The sequence below is a fragment of the Sporolactobacillus sp. KGMB 08714 genome, assembly GCF_036598985.1.
Classification (GTDB): Bacteria; Bacillota; Bacilli; order Bacillales; family Sporolactobacillaceae; genus Sporolactobacillus.
This window is the reverse complement of record NZ_JAUUBW010000044.1, coordinates 1-17,656: the sequence shown is the minus strand read 5'-3', so window position 1 is coordinate 17,656 and position 17,656 is coordinate 1. Positions and strand designations below refer to the sequence as shown.

Here is a 17,656-nt window from a genome sequence, read left to right as displayed (position 1 = left end):
AGGATGAGCGAAAAACGAGAGGGAAAAAATGTCCCTCTCGTTTTTCACTACAGACTGACCTTTTGAGACAGCCTCCATTTTCCCGAAAGCATCCCGGCAAAGCCGATCACATAAAGTACGGAGGCGAAAACAGCCAATCCCGTCTGGCTTTGGCGGCGGGAAGCCAGAACGGGCGCCAGAAATGAAGCGGGCAGAGAAATAATCTGCAAAACGAGGATCATCCATCCGCCTTGGGACGCCCTATAGCCGTCACTTACCAGAATAGACGGCAGCCAGGCCATCAGCACGTAGAAAAGAAGCGACTGCAGTCCCATAAACAGAGTCACGTACCAGGCCAAAGGAGAAGTCAGCAGCTTTTTCGAAAAAAACAGCGTCGGGCGTCTCTGCCCGCCTGCAGGCGCAGGCTGCCGCTGTTTCGCATGCAGCAAAGGCAGCATAACAATTACGGCCGCCAGCGATAATAAGCCCCACACCATCAGAGAGCCTCTCCACCCGAAACTTGTCCCTCTTTCAATCGGAATGCTCAGGCCCGAACCCAAACCGGCAAACAGGCTCATCACAACCGTATAGGCTCCTGTCATCACTCCTATCTTTTCAGGCAAACGCTCTTTGATGAAACTGGGGAGAAGGACGTTCCCAAAGGCAACCGCCACGCCAATGATCAGGGTACCGATAAATAAACAGCCATCATTTGCCCGGTAAGATCGTAAAGCAATGCCGAGAGTAAGAAAAAGCATGCTGGCAAACAGCGTCCTTTCGTTCCCGAACTTTCCGGCCACGCTCGCTACTAACGGTGAAATAACCGCAAAAGCGAGCAGCGGAAGTGTTGTCAGCATCCCGACCCAGGCGTTTGACAGATTCATTTCCTGATTAAGAATTTTTGACAGAGGGCCGACAGCCGTAATCGGAGCTCTCAGATTCGCCGAAATAAGCAAAATACCGATGAATAACAAGATGAATGATTTCTGACTTAAAACTTTATTTTTTGTAGCCAACCGATCGTCTTCTCCTTTGCAAACGGACCCTTTTCTCTGCGAAATCGGGCCCGCCTTCCTTCTTTTTTAGCTGCTTCTGTACATACCTCATGCCGTGCTATCGCAGAAGAACTGAAATTCTGCATTTTGAAAAACAAAACCGGCGTGTTGAAACGATCGCCAAAAATGCCGATCTCTCAGTCTCCTTCAGTATTAATCAGCCGAACAGACCCTGACCTGAAGCATAAATCTGCTGATGATCTTCATCAATGTCGATTTACCGCTGCCATTAATGGCAACACAATCGATTGCAAATGTTAATCGCAACTAAAATAAAAAGTCACGAATGCCAACTAACTCCTGAAACAAATAAAAGAGTCAATCGGTCTTCGTGACCGTTATTTTTTCTTTCCAAAAAACTGCCTCTCACAGTTCACAACCCGCTGCGAATCTTCGTGATTCGTTTAAAGATGAGCACTCATACACAGGCATGCACTATGTAATCTTCACACAACCGTTGCTATTGTACTACATTTTCACCAATTTCTAAAAGCCCCCCAGAGTATGGCCTCGAAGTTTTGACTAGTCGCTGAACCGCTGAAGCCAGCTATACGAAATTACCTTTTGATCTGTCCGGCTTCCAATCCTGAAAGCCCGTTGCCCGGTGTTTACTCTGCAAGAATGCCTGATAATAAAGTAAAGTCCTCAAAAATCGCCTTGTATCGGCAATTTTGAGAATCAGTAAAAGCTTCAGATTCTGCTGACCGGAGGAAGTCTCCGATCTGCTTGTTAAATATGGGTATTCGGATTTTAATGGCGGAAAAGAGCTGATAAGACACTCTTCTCCAATTTCTTAATAAATATAGAAAAATCGACACCAAAGTTGTTTGTTATAACGTGGTCTGCTACTTCATGCCAATTGAAAGTATCGAACATAGTTTTGTTGAAGGCATTTGAAAATCGTGGCTTGCGTTTCTTACGGAGATTCTCATTAAACAGTATCTTGGCCCGTAAGACTGCAAATGAATATCCTCTACCCATTCGTTCAACTTGCCTAATAATGCTGTTTATGAACTCTGTATAAGCGTCAGTCGGCCTTTTGTCGAAAGTATCTTGCCAGTTGTCTCGGCTCTCAAAACGTTTTTATAAGCGCCTTTTGAATTGCTGATTTATTTATTTTTAACGGGTTATATTCAAATTTTTAATCAACCAGGGCCTTATCAATGACAGGACCGTTACAGGCTGCATAGCTTTTGTGTGATCCATATCATGTCCTTTTAAGATTTCTATATCCCATCCAAGGTGCTCTAATTCCTGTTTGTTTTTTTGAAGAATACCGACAATATCAACTGTTACATTGCCGAAGTTTTCTCCAAAAACAATAGTGTCTTTTTCCCCGGCAAATGCCAATCTCGGAAAAACTAGTTTATGTTGAATTTCCCGATCATTAAAATCCATTAAATTTTTGTACAGTGTAACAAACTGTTTCGTTTGATTCGTGTCAAGCTTGACCTGTATGTTATCCCAATCAATCTTTTCCGGACCGATATGGTTTTGTTCATCTATAACAGAAGAATTTTGGTTTTTTAAAGCTTGTTGGTGTGTTTTATTTGTCACTACCATCATTTCTTTATAGGGACCATCTATTGGCGGATAACCGCCCATGATCAAGCTTTCCAGCCTGTCTGTCCGAATGGCTAATTGTAATCCAATTAAAGCCAACCAGGAATAACCATAGTAGCTGAATTTCATAACGTTCATTTCATCAGCAATTGTCAGAAAGTCCTTTACGATGCTTTCAGGTGTGAGGTTCTCTGGGTTCGGATGTTGTAAACGATGTCCTTCATAGTCGAAATATAAAATCTGGAAATTGTCCACGAGTCCCTCGACAAAATGTTTTCCTAATTCAGGATCTACTTCCCACAACTTTAAGTACTCGGCTTCCTGTCCATAAACAGATTCTTTAGTAACTGGAAGCATGATTGTGGGTAAATCGGAATTCCCTGCCAAGCCAGCTTTTAATTCTGATTCGTCCGCAAGTTTTATGCTCTTTTCCATTTCTATCACTCCAGAATGTTTCTATAACCATCATACAAAATTCATGCAATCTTTCGGTTTTCCATACTCTGGCCTTTATATATTGGGATTTCTGACTGAAATATGTTATTGTGGCACTTGAAGGTTTTACTTTAAGAAGGAGTTAGTAAATGGAGACCTATACGCCTAAACAAATTGCAAGGGCATTGAATGTCAGTACCACAACTTTGAGGAGGTATGAAGAACAAGAACTTATTCCTGCTGTACCCAGAACAAAAAGTAATCGCCGTTTCTACACAACGATCCACTTCCAGGCTTTTGCTGCCATCAGAGCCTTATTAAGAGGATATGATATACCTGTTGTTTACGAAGCAATGAGAATGATTAAAAATGCAAGGTTTGAAGAAGCTCTTTGGTTAGTCAATGAACAGCAGTATTATATTCAAGTGGAGAAACAGCGGGTCGAAGAAATACTGACAATGCTGCAAAATGCCGATTTTACTCAATATAATAACGTAAAATTTAAAGAATATATGAGTATTGGAGAGGCTGCAAAAATAGCAGGCGTAAATACTTCAGCTATCCGTCACTGGGAAAAAATGAGTTTAATCCATTTAGAAAGAAATAAAGAAAACGGCTACAGAATGGTTTCAATATCTCAACTTCGCAGAATACTGGTCATAAGCAGCTTGCGAAAAACCGTTTATTATATTGAAAATATGAAGCGGCTATTAAATAATTTGGACACCCAAAACTATGAAAAAAACGAACGTTCCTTTCAATTGGCTTTGGAAAATTTAAGTAATCAGCTATTACTTCAATTGAAAGGAATCACAGAACTGATAAAATATATAAACTTTTACCAAGAAATAAATTCCTAAAAAGTAATAAGTACACCGTTATTCCTTTACATTTTTCACAAGATATCAATCTAATACGTTTGATACCTAAATTTATATTATCGTTTGCCTTTTACTACTAAACAATCCTATCTTCGTACCCATTGTTCTTTTTCTATTAAAAAAGAAAATCCACTATATGTTCCGGAGGCCCCTAAATATAAAGCTCCTGGATGCCCCCCTTTATCTTCTGAAGCGAAAAATCACTTTAAGAGATCTTACTGTGAGTATTAAAATAATGGGATAGTCTATAAAAACAGAAAGGGGAAAGCCGGCAGATGGATTAGACTGCCGACGATACCCGATAAAATGATGAACGCAGCCAGAATCAGTGCAAAAGGGAAAAAAACGGTGAATAGTTTCTCGATAATGCATTTTCTGCCGATCCGGTACCGTTTCATCCGATTGAATCCTTTCTCGCAGTAACACGGGAATAGAGATCAGCGAACCTATTCGGATGAACGCCCCACTATAAATTCATAAATCGCCATCATTATAATTATCCCTGTGAATGAACTGAACTTCATTGCAGCAGATTGAGATAAAGATGTTTGTGCCGGTCATATTTTCAAACGGCGGATAGAATTTGCCTCTATAGATGCCCGATCTGCCTTTCATTACTGATCTTCGGCCTTATAAGCACGCAGTGTTTGCGCCAGTCCCTGCCGGAAAGGTGTCCTGACGATCGGTCCGACCCGTTTCCGATATTTTTCTCCGCTTAGGATAAAACCCTCTTTCGTAAGATACATGATTTCCGTGACTTCCCGCATGAACGGATCGAAAAGTCCGATCAATGCGATCATCCACGTATGCAGCGGAATGGCTCTTTTCCGCCGACCCGTGATTTCCCGGACAATCTTAACGATCTCTTTTCCCGAAATGAGACCTGAACCGGGAATATTCCAGTTTTCACGGGACGTATCGTCCCGCTCCGCCAGGCTGACGATCATTTGGGCTGCATCCGGCAGATAAATGTACTCCCGCCGTGTGGTCAGATTCCCGATAAAAAACGCGATACGGTGTCTTGTCAATCCTTCAAGGGTCGGCTGTAAATAAGCGCTTTGCGAAGTCGGGCCGTAGTAATCCGGCAATCTGACAATGAGCGGCTGAGCGTTGCGCCATTGATCGCTGAATATCAATTTTTCATAAGCCAGGCGAATTTTCCCCTTTTGTGTGTGCGGGTGTTTCGGGTGAGCCTCATTCCCTTCGGCAACTTGATGGCCGTAGACGTAGATACCGTCAATCACCACGATTTTTTTATGCAGACGATCGGCTGCCGTCATCACGCTTTGACCCATCGGCAACAGTTTATTTTTCATTTCCTGATAGTTGACATTCGCACAATGGAAAATGACATCGGCATCTTTTGCTGCATCGGCAACCGTGTCGGCGTCGAAAACGTCGCCGGTCGCGTAAGAAAACTGCTGCCGATTGTAGGCGGCAAATATTTTTTTCATCTTCTGCTGCGAGCGCCCGAAAGCAATCACATGGCTTCCTCTGGCGATGAGTTCCGCAACGATGGCCTGGCCTATTCCTCCGGTGGCTCCCAATACAAGGGCTCTTTCCATTCGTAGATCTCCCCTTTAAATTTAGTGATCAATCAATAACTTAATGTGCCAAAAAAATTGCCTTTCTCCGTTATTTTTCCGCCGCTTGTTTCTCCATCAATTCCGGTAATTCAAGGAAAAAGGAAATGTTGCAGAGTATGCCCTCGGCCATAAGCCGAGTGACCTCCCGCTCGGCATTCTTGATTCCGGCTTCCCGAAATCGGTTGAGCACATTCTTTCGAATCAGCAGCAGGCCCCGACGTGTAACTGCCATTATCGCAGCTTCAGGCACGGACAGACCGATGACTTGCAAAGCAACTTCGTACGGGCGGGAATCCGACAAATTTTCGTAAGCGGCGATCATCGCTTCGATGAGATGATCGGGATCGGCTTTCACGTTTTGAAGGGATCGGTTAATCCGTTCGTAAGCTCTGCTCAGCGCCGTTTCAAACAGTACCTCTTTTGTCTTAAAAAATTTAAACACATACGGCTGTGAAATACCCGCCTTCTCCGCGATGAGCGCGGTTGTCGTTTGATAATATCCTCTTTTCGCAAAAACTTCCAGACCGGCTTCGATAATCTCTTCTTCGCGATTCCCCCTTTTCGGACGGCTCATGTTCTATCTCCTTCTGCAATAAGTTATTGGTCGATAAATAAATAATAACTGATCGGATAATCCTTGTCAAGAAAAAACGTTCTTCGCCATTGAGGCAAAATTTTTCTCAGACAGAAAAAGACTTCCTTTCTTCTATAAGCCCCTTTCCCTCTGAGCCGCCGCAGGCCGACACCCTGGTTGACCGTGACATTGGGCTACCTGCCGAGACATCTCTTAATCGAAATTTCCACAGGCTGTTACCGATATATTTATCCTGGCTCGGGGTAATCCCTGTACAGATTTGCTGAATTAGATTAGTTAACCCATACATTTTATGGTTTATTGACCGTCCCAAAAGGTGTAAAAAAATAAACAGAAGATTACATTTGAATAAGCCGCCCCTTGCCAAGTCGATCTGACCAAAGCGGAGATCATCCATCTGAAGAGGGGAGCGGAAAAACCGTACAGCAGGCATCCATGCCGTTAATCATGCCCGCTCATGCCTACTCAGGAACGCAAGTTGTGCATGGACCCCGCCCCGTTATAAACAAAAAGTCCCGAAAAACCATCTGCGGAAGAATTTTCGGAATGGTTGAATAAGAATATAAAGATAGAAGGAACGGAGGATGTCGTCGGCGGACTTTTTACAAAGCCGGAAAGCTCAGTCGTGCAGCTGAAAACAGCAGCAAAATAAACAGCCGGTTTTTAGCCGGCAAGTGTATAAAAAGCTATAAACACTATAAAATTAGAATCCTCAAAAATCGTATCATATCAACGATCTTGAGGAATTATAAAAAGTCATAAAAATCCCTGATCGGAGGAAGAGGGATTTGAACCCCCGCGAGCCGTGAAGCCCCTGTCGGTTTTCAAGACCGATCCCTTCAGCCAAGCTTGGGTATTCCTCCAAAACAAATGGTGGACCCTGTAGGACTCGAACCTACGACCGGACGGTTATGGGCCGTCTGCTCTAACCAACTGAGCTAAGGGTCCAACGGGCGGTTAGTGGGGATCGAACCCACGCGTGCCGGAACCACAATCCGGTGTGTTAACCACTTCACCATAACCGCCATTAGAAAAAAAAATAGCGGCGGGGGGGATCGAACCCTCGACCTTACGGGTATGAACCGTATGCTCTAGCCAGCTGAGCTACACCGCCATGGCTCCACAGGTAGGGTTCGAACCTACGACCGATCGGTTAACAGCCGATTGCTCTGCCGCTGAGCTACTGTGGAATAAATTCAGAACAAGAACTAATTTAACACAAGCCGTCACGCCTGTCAATATTTGTTGAAAGCAGCCGATTCTCTTTCAACGACAAATGTTAATATACCATACTGGCCCGGATTTGACAACATTTTTTTGCGTTTCTTTCCCGGATCGTGTTTCACTTCCGCGTTTATCAGGAACCGAGTACCTATTTGGTGAATACATATAGATACAAAAAGTTTGAAAGAGGTGAAGGCTGATTATGGATCGTACACAAGGGGCCGTCGTGCTTAACGAAAAAAGCAAAGTGGTCGCAGCTGCTCTTTATCTTGGAGGTGTCCTGTTCTTTTTAGTCGGTTCAATCATTGCATTATCGGCAGCCTATCGTTCTTACGTGTTTGCGACAGAAGATATTTCTGTGTGAATGCTTTTCCCCCCCATTCTTCATTCCGCCTGCAATCGAAAAATGAAAAAGACAGTTACATCCGGTCGGATCTAGCTGCTTTTTCACTTTATCAGTTCCCATCTTTTAAATTTTATCGATCACGATTCTGGTTCCGTCTACAGAGACAACCTGTACCGGCATATTTTCCTCAAGAAAAGCACCGTCCGTAATGGCACTGTATCTTTTTCCATCAATGGCGACCGTGCCGACCGGATGAAAGGGCGTCACCGTCATGCCCCGCCTGCCGACCAGTTCCCGATAGTCCCTGTTCATCGATATATAGCCCTTATCGCTGGAAAGCCGGTCCTGAAGAGTCAGCTTTTCCAGATAGTCGCGCTTCGGAAGCCACTTATTAAAGAGAAAGGAACCGCACGTACCGATGGCAAACGCAATCGCCACCAGCATGCCGTACAGTAACGACGGCGCCGGAAGCGCACAGGCGATAATCATCAGAATAAAGCCCAGAATGGCGATCACACCTGTAGTAAAAAGTTTCCCGTCAATAATAATCAGAAGGAGTCCTCCGACAAGCAGCAGGACGATCCACGGCGATGCCTGATCGGTAAGAAAATAGGAAAAATAATAAATAAACAGTCCACTGCCGATGACGGCGAAAAGACCCTTTGCTTTGACCATGAGTTCGGCAAATAAAAAAGCGGATGCAAACAGGATGACGAAAAAACCGCTTGCGGGATATGCCAATAAACTCAAATCGGGCACCTTCTTTCAGCCGGCCGGAGAAAGGCAAAGTACGTCGGATGAGAGACAAAACACGGCTTTCTTTCCCCGCCTTCCCTTCTTTTCAAATAATTTGACCGGTCTCTTTTCATTAAACCATACGCAGAGTCCGGCGAAAAGCTTCTTTTAAATATTTTTTAAAAAAAGTGAATAGTGATTGGATTCAATGCGTATAGATGACTACGAGGAGATGATCGGATGAAAAGACGAATTTTTACCCTACTGTTCTTAATTGCTTGTTGGACAAGCTATACCGATCTGACATCCGGATCGCTGCCGGCCGGAACCGCGGCGCATGCCTCCGCTGCCTCCGCTCAATCCGTAAAGGCTCAGATTCCTTCCCAAAGAATCACCGTAGCGCCCGGAGACACACTGCTTTCGGTTGCGGAACGTATCAATAAGACATCCCCTTCCATTGATCAAGTGATCAAGGATTTCGCCATTTTAAATCCGTCGGTCGACCCGAACCATCTGCAGATTGGGCGAACGTATGCGTTTCCCTATTACGACCGTCAGCCTTAACAAAAAATCAGCGAATCATTTTCTCGCTACACAGCCGGTGTCTTGATTGTCCATGCCGCATGGAAATGTCAAAAGGCGGCAGCTCCGCTCGATTCATGATATACTGTTTCTGTGTGAAAATGCCGCAGATAATTCATTCTTACCCATAAAGGAGCGGATGGTTCGTGTCAGAAATTACGCACCGGACGAAAACGAGAAAAGTGAGAGTCGGGAATCTAACCATTGGCGGATCCAATGAAGTCATCATACAAAGCATGACAACAACAAAAACACGCGACGTTGCGGCAACCGTTGCTCAGATCAGAAGGCTTGAAGAAGCAGGATGCCAGATGGTCCGCGTCGCCTGTCCGACCATGGAGGATGCGCTGGCCATACCGGAGATCAAGCGCAGGATCCATATTCCGCTTGTCGTCGATATTCACTTCAACTATAAACTTGCTTTGAAAGCGATCGAGGGCGGTGCCGACAAAATCCGCATCAATCCAGGAAATATCGGAAAAAAAGAGAATGTTGAAGCCGTTGTCCGTGCGGCGAAAGCCAGGCACATCCCGATCCGGATCGGCGTCAACGCCGGATCACTGGAAAAACACATTCTGGATAAATACGGTTATCCGACTGCGGACGGAATGGTCGAAAGCGCGCTGCATCATATCAAAATTCTTGAAGACCTTGATTTTCATGATATCATCGTCTCGCTGAAGGCTTCGAACATTCATCTGGCAGTCGCGGCCTATGAGAAGGCCGCCCGCACGTTCAACTATCCGCTGCATCTCGGCATCACGGAATCCGGAACCAAGTTTTCCGGCAGTATCAAGAGCGCGGCCGGGCTGGGCATTTTGCTGAACGAAGGCATCGGCAATACTATGCGGATTTCCTTATCGGCCGACCCTGTCGAAGAAATCAAAGTTTGCCGCGAATTGCTTAAAACTTTCGGCCTGACCAATGCCGCGACGCTGATCTCCTGTCCGACATGCGGCCGTATCCAGATTGATTTGATCAAGATTGCCAACGAAGTGGAAGACTACATCGACCATATCAACGCGCCGATTAAGGTCTCGGTACTCGGCTGTGCGGTCAACGGCCCGGGCGAAGCGCGGGAAGCCGATATCGGCATCGCCGGGGGCCGCGGAGAAGGCCTTCTGTTCAGACACGGAGAAGTCATTCGCAAAGTACCCGAAGATCGGATGGTCGAAGAGCTGAAAATCGAGATCGACAAACTTGCCGACGAATATTTTGCCAGGAAGAAAGCGGAACAGGCAGAGATCAAGAGCTGAGAGGATCGAGTAGGAGGCAGTTCACACTGCCGACCTCTCACACCACCGTACGTACGGATCCGTATACGGCGGTTCAATAACTTAAGCACTTTGAATAGGCTGGAGTGTCTGGGAAAGATTCATTAATCCAAGATGCTCCAGTTTTTCATTCGTCAGGGTGTAACAGAGCGTCATGAGCACTGCGATGCGGCCTGAACCCATAGCTATGATCTGAGAACACCCCTTCAAACATGGGCCTCATCACTTGAGCCACTGCCTGCTGGATCACTCGATCAACAACGGTCGGTATGCCGAGTTTGCGCTTAGAGCCATCCGGTTTGGGTATTTCTACACGTTTGACCGGAGTTGGTTTCTAGGTCCCTTTGCGCCATGATGCTAATCATTCATCCCGATGTTCTTTGAGATAAGGCAGTGCCTCTTCTACGGTCATTCCGTCAATTCCTGCCGCCCCCTTATGACACTTCACCCGAAGATAGGCCTGATTCAGGTTCTTTCGCGACAGGACACGCTCCATCATTGAAGTGCCGCTCTCAGCTGCACCTTCACCAGAAGCCATACTGCGCGCCCCGGAGTACTCTTGGCCTTCCCTGCCTGCCCGCTTCCGGCGGTCAGCTTGATGTTCTGTTTTCTGCGATTGTCGCACGGCTTCCACCTCCAGTATCAGTGAGAATTGTTATTGTTCGGTCCTTCACTGCCAAAGACAGCTGCTATGACCTCGGCTGACTTCTGCATCATTCAGCCGCCCATCACTGCACGGTTTGTCGCTGTAGGACTTTTCGTCCTTCTTGTCGGCCACGTATGATACAGATCTCCCCGAGTAAGAGCGATAACCTTCGTGCCATGTAACTGCCAGCTCTACGACTCGTCATTTTGAGCGGTATCGGACTTGGGTTTGTTTGGCAACCTGATCCATGACGTGTAACCTTATAGCTGGTTCTTGTGCATCCGTTCAGCACTTTGCCTGAGACTTCCTTCAGATCCTCCCTCACAGGAGACACTCTTGTCCTCAGCTGGTAGTTCCGACCGCTACGGTCTACGGCGGACTTTCACCGCCAAGTTATCGCCCATGCCGGGCGCACCAAAAAAAGTTCCGGGATTTTAAATCCCGGAACTTTTTCATTTCAGCGGCATTCAGAAGCTCCGACCTTTATTCGTTCACCCAGGCCGTTATTTCTTCGACAGACGCTCTGGCCGGTGCCCTAAGCGTATTTCCTTCTTCCGGATAACCGACGTAGACACAGCCGATCACAAGTCCCTTGGCGGAAATGCCGAAATTCTGCTTCATCGTGTCGGTATACACCGCATCCCCTGTACGCCACATCGCTCCAAGCCCCCGCGCATGGGCGGCAAGCAGCATGTTTTCAACGGCACAGGCGGTTGCCGCAATTTCTTCCGTCATTTTTACTTTCGGTTTGTCAGAAGGTTCAGCGGTTACAACAATAATGACCGGAGAACGTTTTGCCTTGGCTAATCCCTTTTGATATACAGCCTCAAGTGATTCCTTGTCCTTACTTTCCAAATTCTGCTGATTGGCTTTCCCGTAAACATCCCCCAGTTTATTGCGGCCTTCGCCGGTCAGAACCGTGAAATGCCACGGCTGCGTGTTAAAGTGATTCGGCGCGCGCCGCGCTGCATCGAGAATTTGTACAATTTCTTCCTTCGGCACCGCCTGGTCCGTCACTTTGCGAACCGAACGTCTTGTATCAATGGCTTCTATTGTTTCCATGCTATCTCCTTCCTTTTTTTCACAATATCATCAACTATTTTCAACGATATTGTAACATATGTCACAATTACAGTGTTAGAAATATGTATCATTCAAAAAGACGCTTTGCAAATTGCAAAGCGCCCTTTCGTTGACCTTTTCACCAGAACATCGGCGAAAAAAGTTGGATCAAAACAGCAGCACAGCCAATGCCTATGGCCCAGCCGCCCAAAGTCCGTGCACCTTCCCGGAAGGCTATATAGCCGACGATGATCCCGACAATGCCGAGAACAATGGGGAGAAAGAATAACGATACGACGGAAAAGGCAAGCGCAAGCCAGCCCATGCCTCTCCCGTTCTCAAAAACCCGGCGCTCGCCGCTCCTGTGCGCATGATCATGCTCCGCCCGTCCGGCTTCCGGATCATACTGATCGGCCGCCAGCTCTTTTGCGTACTCTTCATTATTGTAAGCATGCTGCTTCCCGTATAATGAATCTTCCTCCAAATGATCCTTATCAGCCATAGCGACCCCTCACTTTCTTTTTAGGATCGTCTATAGTCTGACTCAAATGAATCGATTTAACTGATACAGATTATGGAAACGGAGTGATTCCGTTAAGCGGCAGTAAAAGGAAGGAAGAAGCTAACCGTTGTCCCTTTTCCCGGCAGACTGCTCACGCAGAATGTCCCGCGATGGTCGGCAACGATCTTTTTGCACAGGGACAGACCGATGCCTGTCCCTTTTTCCTTTGTCGTAAAAAAAGGCTTGCCAAGCTGTTTGAGGACACTGGTCTCGATTCCTGAACCGTTATCCGACAATGAAAAACGGTAACCCCTCGTTTCAACGGCTCCTCTGAAAAAAATTCTTTTCTCCGCCTGCTCCTTTTCTTCTATCGCTTCCAGCGCGTTTCGGAGCAGATTCAAAATAACCTGCTTAATCATGGAGAGATCGACCGAACACATCTTTTCGGAATAAGCCACATCGTAATCGAAAGAAATTTTTTTGAGTGAGCATTCCGATGAAATCAGAGAAATCAGGGACGTGCAGACTTGATCAGGCAGCATCTGTTTTTTCTTAATTTGTTTTTTTGAAAGGGTCAGAAAGCTTTCAAGAATTGCGTGCATGCGGTCTATTTCGGAAATGATCGTTCTTTTATATTTATCAAATTCCTGTGTATAGTCGGATAATTGCACAAACCCCTTGATCACGGTCAGCGGATTTCTCAGCTCATGGGCAAACTCTGCCGCAAGACGGGTAATCATTGCAGTGTGGTAGGCGGCAATATATATTTTCCCGTCTTTGCTGAATCCATTGTAAAGGGTGCCTACGCCGTTGTTTTCAACCCGATCATCCAGCAGCGCGGCAACAATGTCATCGCTTTCCATGATGGTTTTGAGGTAATTTCTGCTCTCTGTCCGGACATGTTCCGTAAAAAAGTCCAAGAAGCAATCTCCAAAGCGATCAACCATAACTTTGCCATTTCTATTGCAATCTAAAATACGACCTTCGGGAGTCAGGCAGAAGCGCATTTCCAATGACAGTTGATTCTCGAACAGGTCTTTCTCAGAAACGGATAGAAAGGATTCATGATATATGATGGTTATCACTCCTCTTTATATTTTACGTTTACGCCCCGTGCACTCTCAACACTCCTTAAAAGACAGTTCGGATTTAAACGTTTAAAAATTCAAACGCTTTTTGTGTGTATTTAAATTATACTTTAATCAGGAAAAATGATATAGGGCAAACGACCAAAGAATGTTTGACAAGTTTCGACTTTATGGCGGATTCTGTCGATTTTCGCCGATAAATTGCGTGTATTCGTCTGATTCGGCCGGCATAGGCTATGGTGAATGTTTCATCAAAAAATGAATTGGAGTGGAGAATGTGCATCCCATGATTCAGCAGATCGTCAATCAGCGGATTAATCAAGTCACGGCGGAAGAGCTTTACCGGCAGGCCGTTCAATACGGGATCCCGATCTCAAAAAATCAGGCCGCCAGGGTGGCCGGCCGTGTGCACGGAAAAAACATTAATCTGTTTGATCCCGCGGATCAAAGGAAACTGCGCCGGATTCTTGTTGAGGAATTAGGACCGAAACTGGCCGAAGACCTGAACCGGCGCTTTGAAGATCTGATGATAAAGTATCAGTGATCGCACGAAAAGAGCCATGAGACAGAACAACTTTCTGATGTCCTTACAAAATAAACCGGAGTTTCTCCGGCTTATTTTACATATTCCTAAGGCAGCGCGGCGAACAATCGACCTTAACCGGCGAGAATATCCTCAAGCAGATGAGCGTTAAAATGCCCGGCCTTCAGCATGGCGATTTCATACTTATAGGGCGGTTTCTTATTCTTTGTATCCGCGCCGGCACGGACATACGGAGTCTCCAGTATTTTCGGCAGTGCTTCCATCTGCGGGTGGTGAACGATGGCATTCAGCGGCTCAAAGCCGATCGTACCCAGGCCGATGTTGGCATGCCGGTCCTTTCGGGCTCCCAGGGGATTCTTGCTGTCATTCACATGAATCACTTTAATCCGGTCCGCTCCGATTATTTTATCAAATGTGTTCAGAACCCCGTCGAAATCATGAGCCACATCATAACCGGCGTCATTCGTATGACATGTATCGAAGCATACGGACAGTTTCTCATTCAGCCGGACACCGTCTATAATTTGCGCAAGCTGTTCAAAGCGGAAGCCGCATTCGCTTCCCTTTCCGGCCATCGTTTCCAGTGCGATCTGAACTGTATCGTCCTCTTCAAGCACTTCATTCAGCCCTTCGATAATTTTTGCAATGCCGGCCTCGACACCCGCCCCGACATGTGCACCGGGATGAAGCACAATCTGCCCGGCACCGATCGCTGCCGCCCGATCGATTTCCTTGCGCAGAAAGGATACGCCGAGAGAGAAGGTTTCCGGCTTGACCGTGTTGGCGATATTTATGATATAAGGCGCGTGGACGACCACTTCTTCAATATGGTGCGCCTCCATATGTGCCCGGCCCGCTTCAATATTCAGCTTCTCGATCGGTTTTCTTAACGTATTCTGCGGGGCTCCGGTATAAATCATCATAACTGTCTCATCATAAGCCGCCGCCTCTTCACTCGCCCCGAGAAGCATTTTAGAGCCGGACATATGAACATGCGATCCTATCTTTAACAAAGACATCCCCTCTTTTCTTCACTTATTTTAGCATAATTGTCCGAATTTGCCTCCTGCCGCCCTCCTTCCCATTATTCACGGATCGTCGTTTGTCACATACACTGGATATCAGCGAAATATACGATGAAGGGAATGAAAAAACATGCCGCCGTTTCAGCAAGGACCACCGCCGATGTTCCGGGGCATGCCCTCATTTCTTTCTCCGCCGGCGCCGCCGACCCAGGGATTCCCTTCGCTTTTCCGGGGCATGTCTTCCTCTATGTCGAGAATGCCTGTGGCCCCTTCTTCAGGAACAGGCGGACTTTCCAATCTGCTCTCAATGCTGTCTTCCGGAGCAGGGCAGTCAGGAAGCGGAATCAATTTTTTCGGCATGCTTGCCAATGCCCAGAAAGCGATTCAGACGGCACAAACCGTTCTTCCGATGTTCCAGCAATTCGGGCCGCTGATCAAAAACGCTCCGGCCATTATCAGCGTTCTGAAAAGCATGCAGTCCTCCGAAGAAACGGCTTCCAAAGAGACGGAGGAGTCCGAGAAGGAGACAGAAGAGGAAGAAGAGACAGACGGAGCAGAAGAAACGGGCGAAACAGAAAACGAATCCAAGAAAAAGCAGAACGAATCGAAAAATAAGCGAAAAACGAAACGAAACGAGACAAAAAAAAACGTTCCCAACCGGGAAAGAAAAAATAAATCTGTGAAAAAAAAGCGGATCTCGTGGGACAGCGAAGACTTCGAGACCAGGCCTTCACGGCCGCGTATGTACATTTAAGGCATCCCTTCTGCAACTTCGTTGTGTTCTCGAATCGGCTCCATTATAATGAAGCAGAGAAAAGACGAAGTTCTTCAGATCGGAGAGATAGATATATGAAAGTGATCAAGGTTTCACCCCGGGGCTATTGTTACGGTGTGGTTGATGCATTGGTGATCGCGAAGAAAGCAGCCATGAATGAAGCATTGCCGAAGCCGATTTATATATTGGGCATGATTGTCCACAACCACCATGTGACCGAAGCGGTCAAAGAAGAGGGCATCATCACACTTGATCGTCCGGGAAAGAAACGGATCGACCTCTTGCAGGAAATCGACCACGGAACCGTTATTTTTACCGCACACGGCGTTTCACCGGAAGTGCGGATTCTCGCTGAAAAAAAAGGACTGACGACAATCGACGCTACCTGTCCCGACGTCACGAAGACACACGATCTGATCGAGAGGAAGAAAAAAGAGGGCTATCACGTCATTTACATTGGAAAAAAGGGGCATCCGGAACCCGAAGGCGCGATCGGCGTCGCCCCCGATAGTGTCCACCTTGTTGAAACCGTTGAAGATTTAGATAAGCTCAACCTTGACGCAGAAAAAATCATCATCACGAACCAGACAACGATGAGTCAGTGGGACGTACGTGAAATCATGAATGACATTAAAAAGAAATATCCGCAGGCGGAGACGGCCAATGAAATCTGTCAGGCGACTCAGACGCGCCAGGAGGCTGTAGCCACCCAGGCGAAAGAGGCCGACCTCCTGATTGTAGTCGGCGATCCGCGAAGCAATAATTCCAACCGGCTGGCACAGGTTTCTGAAGAAATTGCCCATACGCCGGCCCATCGGATTGCCGACTTGTCCGAGCTGCAGCTAAGCTGGCTGAAAGGCGTCAAGAAGGTCGCGGTCACGGCAGGAGCATCAACGCCGACGCAGCTGACCAAGGAGGTTATCCTTTTTCTCGATCAATACAATCCGGACAACCCGGAGACCTGGTCGACCGAAAGCAAGGCAGCAAGGAACAAAAACATCCTGCCCAAGGTCAAAGCGGACCACATCCGGCACCGAAAAGAACCGAGAGAAGCCTGACGGCCTGATGGCTCAGAACGTACAAGCCTGCGGATCCCGCCAGCGAAAAAAAGATCCTCGCAGCCTGTCCGAAAGCGATTGACGGCACAGCCGGGGCGGCTTCCTCTTTTAAGAGGTCATTTCTCTGATTTCAGAGATGCGGATTTCCCCTGTCCGCCGGCCGTTCAATGGAGACGGGCAATGATCGATGAGCCGATCGGAAAATCGGCGGATGTTAAACAGAAAAGGTCCGCAGCCGACCTTCCGACAGGCGATCGCTTGGCACTTGGTAAGGACCCCTGCCTATTCCTCTGAATGTTCATGCGAACGGCAATTTGTTTTGTTGAAAAAAATCGATATCCTGCGCGGACAGGCATTACATGGCGAAAACACCCGATCTTTTTCTTCGGACCGCTGCGTATTCCTGTAAATCGCGGCTAAAATCAGCGGGAAAGTCCGGCTTATCAGTAAAAAGCAAAATATTAACAGTAATCGGCAGTAAACGGACCGGAATCAATAGGTGAATGATCGGAACAGTAATTTATACCCGATTGATTAAATCAACCCACGGCCGGGAGTTTTGGCCGTTTATCGGTCGACGCACCGAAATGCCGAAAAGTCGCTCCGAATCGGGGCAAACTTGCACCGAATCGTCGGGAAGTCGCTCCGAAATAGAAAAGAGTCGCACCAAACAAGAGAGGTCGCTCCGAATCCGGCTACAG

The 17,656-nt window shown here is 46.8% G+C and carries 19 protein-coding genes, 5 tRNA genes and 1 pseudogene; 7 read left to right on the top strand and 18 right to left on the bottom strand.

Annotated elements, in window-relative coordinates:
• Nucleotides 1-47: 47 nt before the first annotated feature.
• The 3 genes and pseudogenes from Q6A92_RS16220 to Q6A92_RS16210 form a co-directional block, all read right to left on the bottom strand.
• Nucleotides 48-995 carry an MFS transporter gene (locus Q6A92_RS16220; RefSeq protein WP_332238728.1) on the bottom strand — a complete coding sequence of 316 codons (948 nt, stop codon included), beginning with the start codon at nucleotides 993-995 and terminating at the stop codon, nucleotides 48-50.
• A gap of 789 nt (nucleotides 996-1,784) precedes the next feature.
• Nucleotides 1,785-2,140: pseudogene (locus Q6A92_RS16215) on the bottom strand (ISL3 family transposase); the annotation flags it as partial.
• Nucleotides 2,141-2,153: 13 nt separating this feature from the next.
• Nucleotides 2,154-3,032, bottom strand: a complete 879-nt coding sequence (locus Q6A92_RS16210) for an alpha/beta fold hydrolase (RefSeq protein ID WP_332238727.1) — start codon at nucleotides 3,030-3,032, stop codon at nucleotides 2,154-2,156.
• A 149-nt stretch (nucleotides 3,033-3,181) separates the two neighbouring features.
• On the opposite strand from Q6A92_RS16210, the gene Q6A92_RS16205 reads away from it, so the two are divergent.
• The gene (locus Q6A92_RS16205) at nucleotides 3,182-3,892 is read left to right on the top strand and encodes a MerR family DNA-binding transcriptional regulator (RefSeq protein ID WP_332238726.1); all 711 of its coding nucleotides are present in this window, start codon (nucleotides 3,182-3,184) and stop codon (nucleotides 3,890-3,892) included.
• 266 nt (nucleotides 3,893-4,158) lie between these two features.
• Here the strand turns inward: Q6A92_RS16205 and Q6A92_RS16200 are convergent, their stop codons facing one another.
• From Q6A92_RS16200 to Q6A92_RS16165, 8 genes are all read right to left on the bottom strand, one after another.
• Nucleotides 4,159-4,311: a hypothetical protein gene (locus Q6A92_RS16200; RefSeq protein ID WP_332238725.1), complete on the bottom strand. Its 153-nt coding sequence runs from the start codon at nucleotides 4,309-4,311 to the stop codon at nucleotides 4,159-4,161.
• Nucleotides 4,312-4,527: 216 nt separating this feature from the next.
• Nucleotides 4,528-5,478, bottom strand: coding sequence for an SDR family NAD(P)-dependent oxidoreductase (locus Q6A92_RS16195; RefSeq protein ID WP_332238724.1), 951 nt, complete (start codon nucleotides 5,476-5,478; stop codon nucleotides 4,528-4,530).
• A gap of 70 nt (nucleotides 5,479-5,548) precedes the next feature.
• Entirely contained in the window at nucleotides 5,549-6,073 is a 525-nt protein-coding gene (locus Q6A92_RS16190; RefSeq protein WP_274397953.1) for a TetR/AcrR family transcriptional regulator, read from the bottom strand.
• Between the two features lie 794 nt (nucleotides 6,074-6,867).
• A tRNA-Ser gene (locus Q6A92_RS16185) sits at nucleotides 6,868-6,957 on the bottom strand.
• 8 nt (nucleotides 6,958-6,965) lie between these two features.
• Nucleotides 6,966-7,042, bottom strand: a tRNA-Ile gene (locus Q6A92_RS16180).
• A gap of 4 nt (nucleotides 7,043-7,046) precedes the next feature.
• Nucleotides 7,047-7,119 (bottom strand) — tRNA-His (locus Q6A92_RS16175).
• 15 nt (nucleotides 7,120-7,134) lie between these two features.
• Nucleotides 7,135-7,208, bottom strand: a tRNA-Met gene (locus tag Q6A92_RS16170).
• A 1-nt stretch (nucleotide 7,209) separates the two neighbouring features.
• Nucleotides 7,210-7,284, bottom strand: a tRNA-Asn gene (locus Q6A92_RS16165).
• Nucleotides 7,285-7,520: 236 nt separating this feature from the next.
• Between Q6A92_RS16165 and Q6A92_RS16160 the strand changes: the two genes are divergently transcribed.
• A complete protein-coding gene (locus Q6A92_RS16160; protein ID WP_274397957.1) occupies nucleotides 7,521-7,682 on the top strand; it encodes a hypothetical protein in 162 nt (53 codons plus the stop codon).
• Nucleotides 7,683-7,787: 105 nt separating this feature from the next.
• Here the strand turns inward: Q6A92_RS16160 and Q6A92_RS16155 are convergent, their stop codons facing one another.
• Nucleotides 7,788-8,414, bottom strand: a complete 627-nt coding sequence (locus Q6A92_RS16155) for an NfeD family protein (protein ID WP_332238723.1) — start codon at nucleotides 8,412-8,414, stop codon at nucleotides 7,788-7,790.
• A 225-nt stretch (nucleotides 8,415-8,639) separates the two neighbouring features.
• On the opposite strand from Q6A92_RS16155, the gene Q6A92_RS16150 reads away from it, so the two are divergent.
• A complete protein-coding gene (locus Q6A92_RS16150; protein WP_332238722.1) occupies nucleotides 8,640-8,963 on the top strand; it encodes a LysM peptidoglycan-binding domain-containing protein in 324 nt (107 codons plus the stop codon).
• A gap of 164 nt (nucleotides 8,964-9,127) precedes the next feature.
• Complete coding sequence (gene ispG, locus Q6A92_RS16145) at nucleotides 9,128-10,237, top strand: flavodoxin-dependent (E)-4-hydroxy-3-methylbut-2-enyl-diphosphate synthase (protein ID WP_332238721.1); 1,110 nt, start codon at nucleotides 9,128-9,130, stop codon at nucleotides 10,235-10,237.
• 145 nt (nucleotides 10,238-10,382) lie between these two features.
• Here the strand turns inward: ispG and Q6A92_RS16140 are convergent, their stop codons facing one another.
• The 5 genes from Q6A92_RS16140 to Q6A92_RS16120 all read right to left on the bottom strand — a co-directional run bounded on the left by Q6A92_RS16140 (nucleotide 10,383) and on the right by Q6A92_RS16120 (nucleotide 13,385).
• Nucleotides 10,383-10,562: a reverse transcriptase domain-containing protein gene (locus Q6A92_RS16140; RefSeq protein ID WP_274398295.1), complete on the bottom strand. Its 180-nt coding sequence runs from the start codon at nucleotides 10,560-10,562 to the stop codon at nucleotides 10,383-10,385.
• Between the two features lie 54 nt (nucleotides 10,563-10,616).
• On the bottom strand, nucleotides 10,617-10,793 hold the full coding sequence (locus Q6A92_RS16135; RefSeq protein WP_332238720.1) for a hypothetical protein: 177 nt from the start codon (nucleotides 10,791-10,793) through the stop codon (nucleotides 10,617-10,619).
• Nucleotides 10,794-11,384: 591 nt separating this feature from the next.
• Nucleotides 11,385-11,963: a nitroreductase family protein gene (locus tag Q6A92_RS16130; protein WP_274397963.1), complete on the bottom strand. Its 579-nt coding sequence runs from the start codon at nucleotides 11,961-11,963 to the stop codon at nucleotides 11,385-11,387.
• Between the two features lie 139 nt (nucleotides 11,964-12,102).
• Nucleotides 12,103-12,465 (bottom strand): hypothetical protein, encoded by a 363-nt coding sequence (locus tag Q6A92_RS16125; protein WP_332238719.1) that lies wholly within the window; start codon nucleotides 12,463-12,465, stop codon nucleotides 12,103-12,105.
• Between the two features lie 92 nt (nucleotides 12,466-12,557).
• A complete protein-coding gene (locus Q6A92_RS16120) occupies nucleotides 12,558-13,385 on the bottom strand; it encodes a sensor histidine kinase (protein ID WP_274397965.1) in 828 nt (275 codons plus the stop codon).
• A gap of 454 nt (nucleotides 13,386-13,839) precedes the next feature.
• On the opposite strand from Q6A92_RS16120, the gene Q6A92_RS16115 reads away from it, so the two are divergent.
• Nucleotides 13,840-14,097 (top strand): DUF2624 family protein, encoded by a 258-nt coding sequence (locus tag Q6A92_RS16115; protein WP_274397966.1) that lies wholly within the window; start codon nucleotides 13,840-13,842, stop codon nucleotides 14,095-14,097.
• A gap of 113 nt (nucleotides 14,098-14,210) precedes the next feature.
• Here the strand turns inward: Q6A92_RS16115 and Q6A92_RS16110 are convergent, their stop codons facing one another.
• A complete protein-coding gene (locus tag Q6A92_RS16110) occupies nucleotides 14,211-15,110 on the bottom strand; it encodes a deoxyribonuclease IV (protein WP_332238718.1) in 900 nt (299 codons plus the stop codon).
• Nucleotides 15,111-15,369: 259 nt separating this feature from the next.
• Here Q6A92_RS16110 and vrrA point away from each other — a divergent pair, with 259 nt between their 5' ends.
• Both vrrA and Q6A92_RS16100 read left to right on the top strand, forming a co-directional pair.
• Nucleotides 15,370-15,876 carry a VrrA/YqfQ family protein gene (gene vrrA, locus Q6A92_RS16105; RefSeq protein ID WP_332238717.1) on the top strand — a complete coding sequence of 169 codons (507 nt, stop codon included), beginning with the start codon at nucleotides 15,370-15,372 and terminating at the stop codon, nucleotides 15,874-15,876.
• A 95-nt stretch (nucleotides 15,877-15,971) separates the two neighbouring features.
• Nucleotides 15,972-16,955 carry a 4-hydroxy-3-methylbut-2-enyl diphosphate reductase gene (locus Q6A92_RS16100; protein WP_274397968.1) on the top strand — a complete coding sequence of 328 codons (984 nt, stop codon included), beginning with the start codon at nucleotides 15,972-15,974 and terminating at the stop codon, nucleotides 16,953-16,955.
• Nucleotides 16,956-17,656 lie beyond the last annotated feature (701 nt).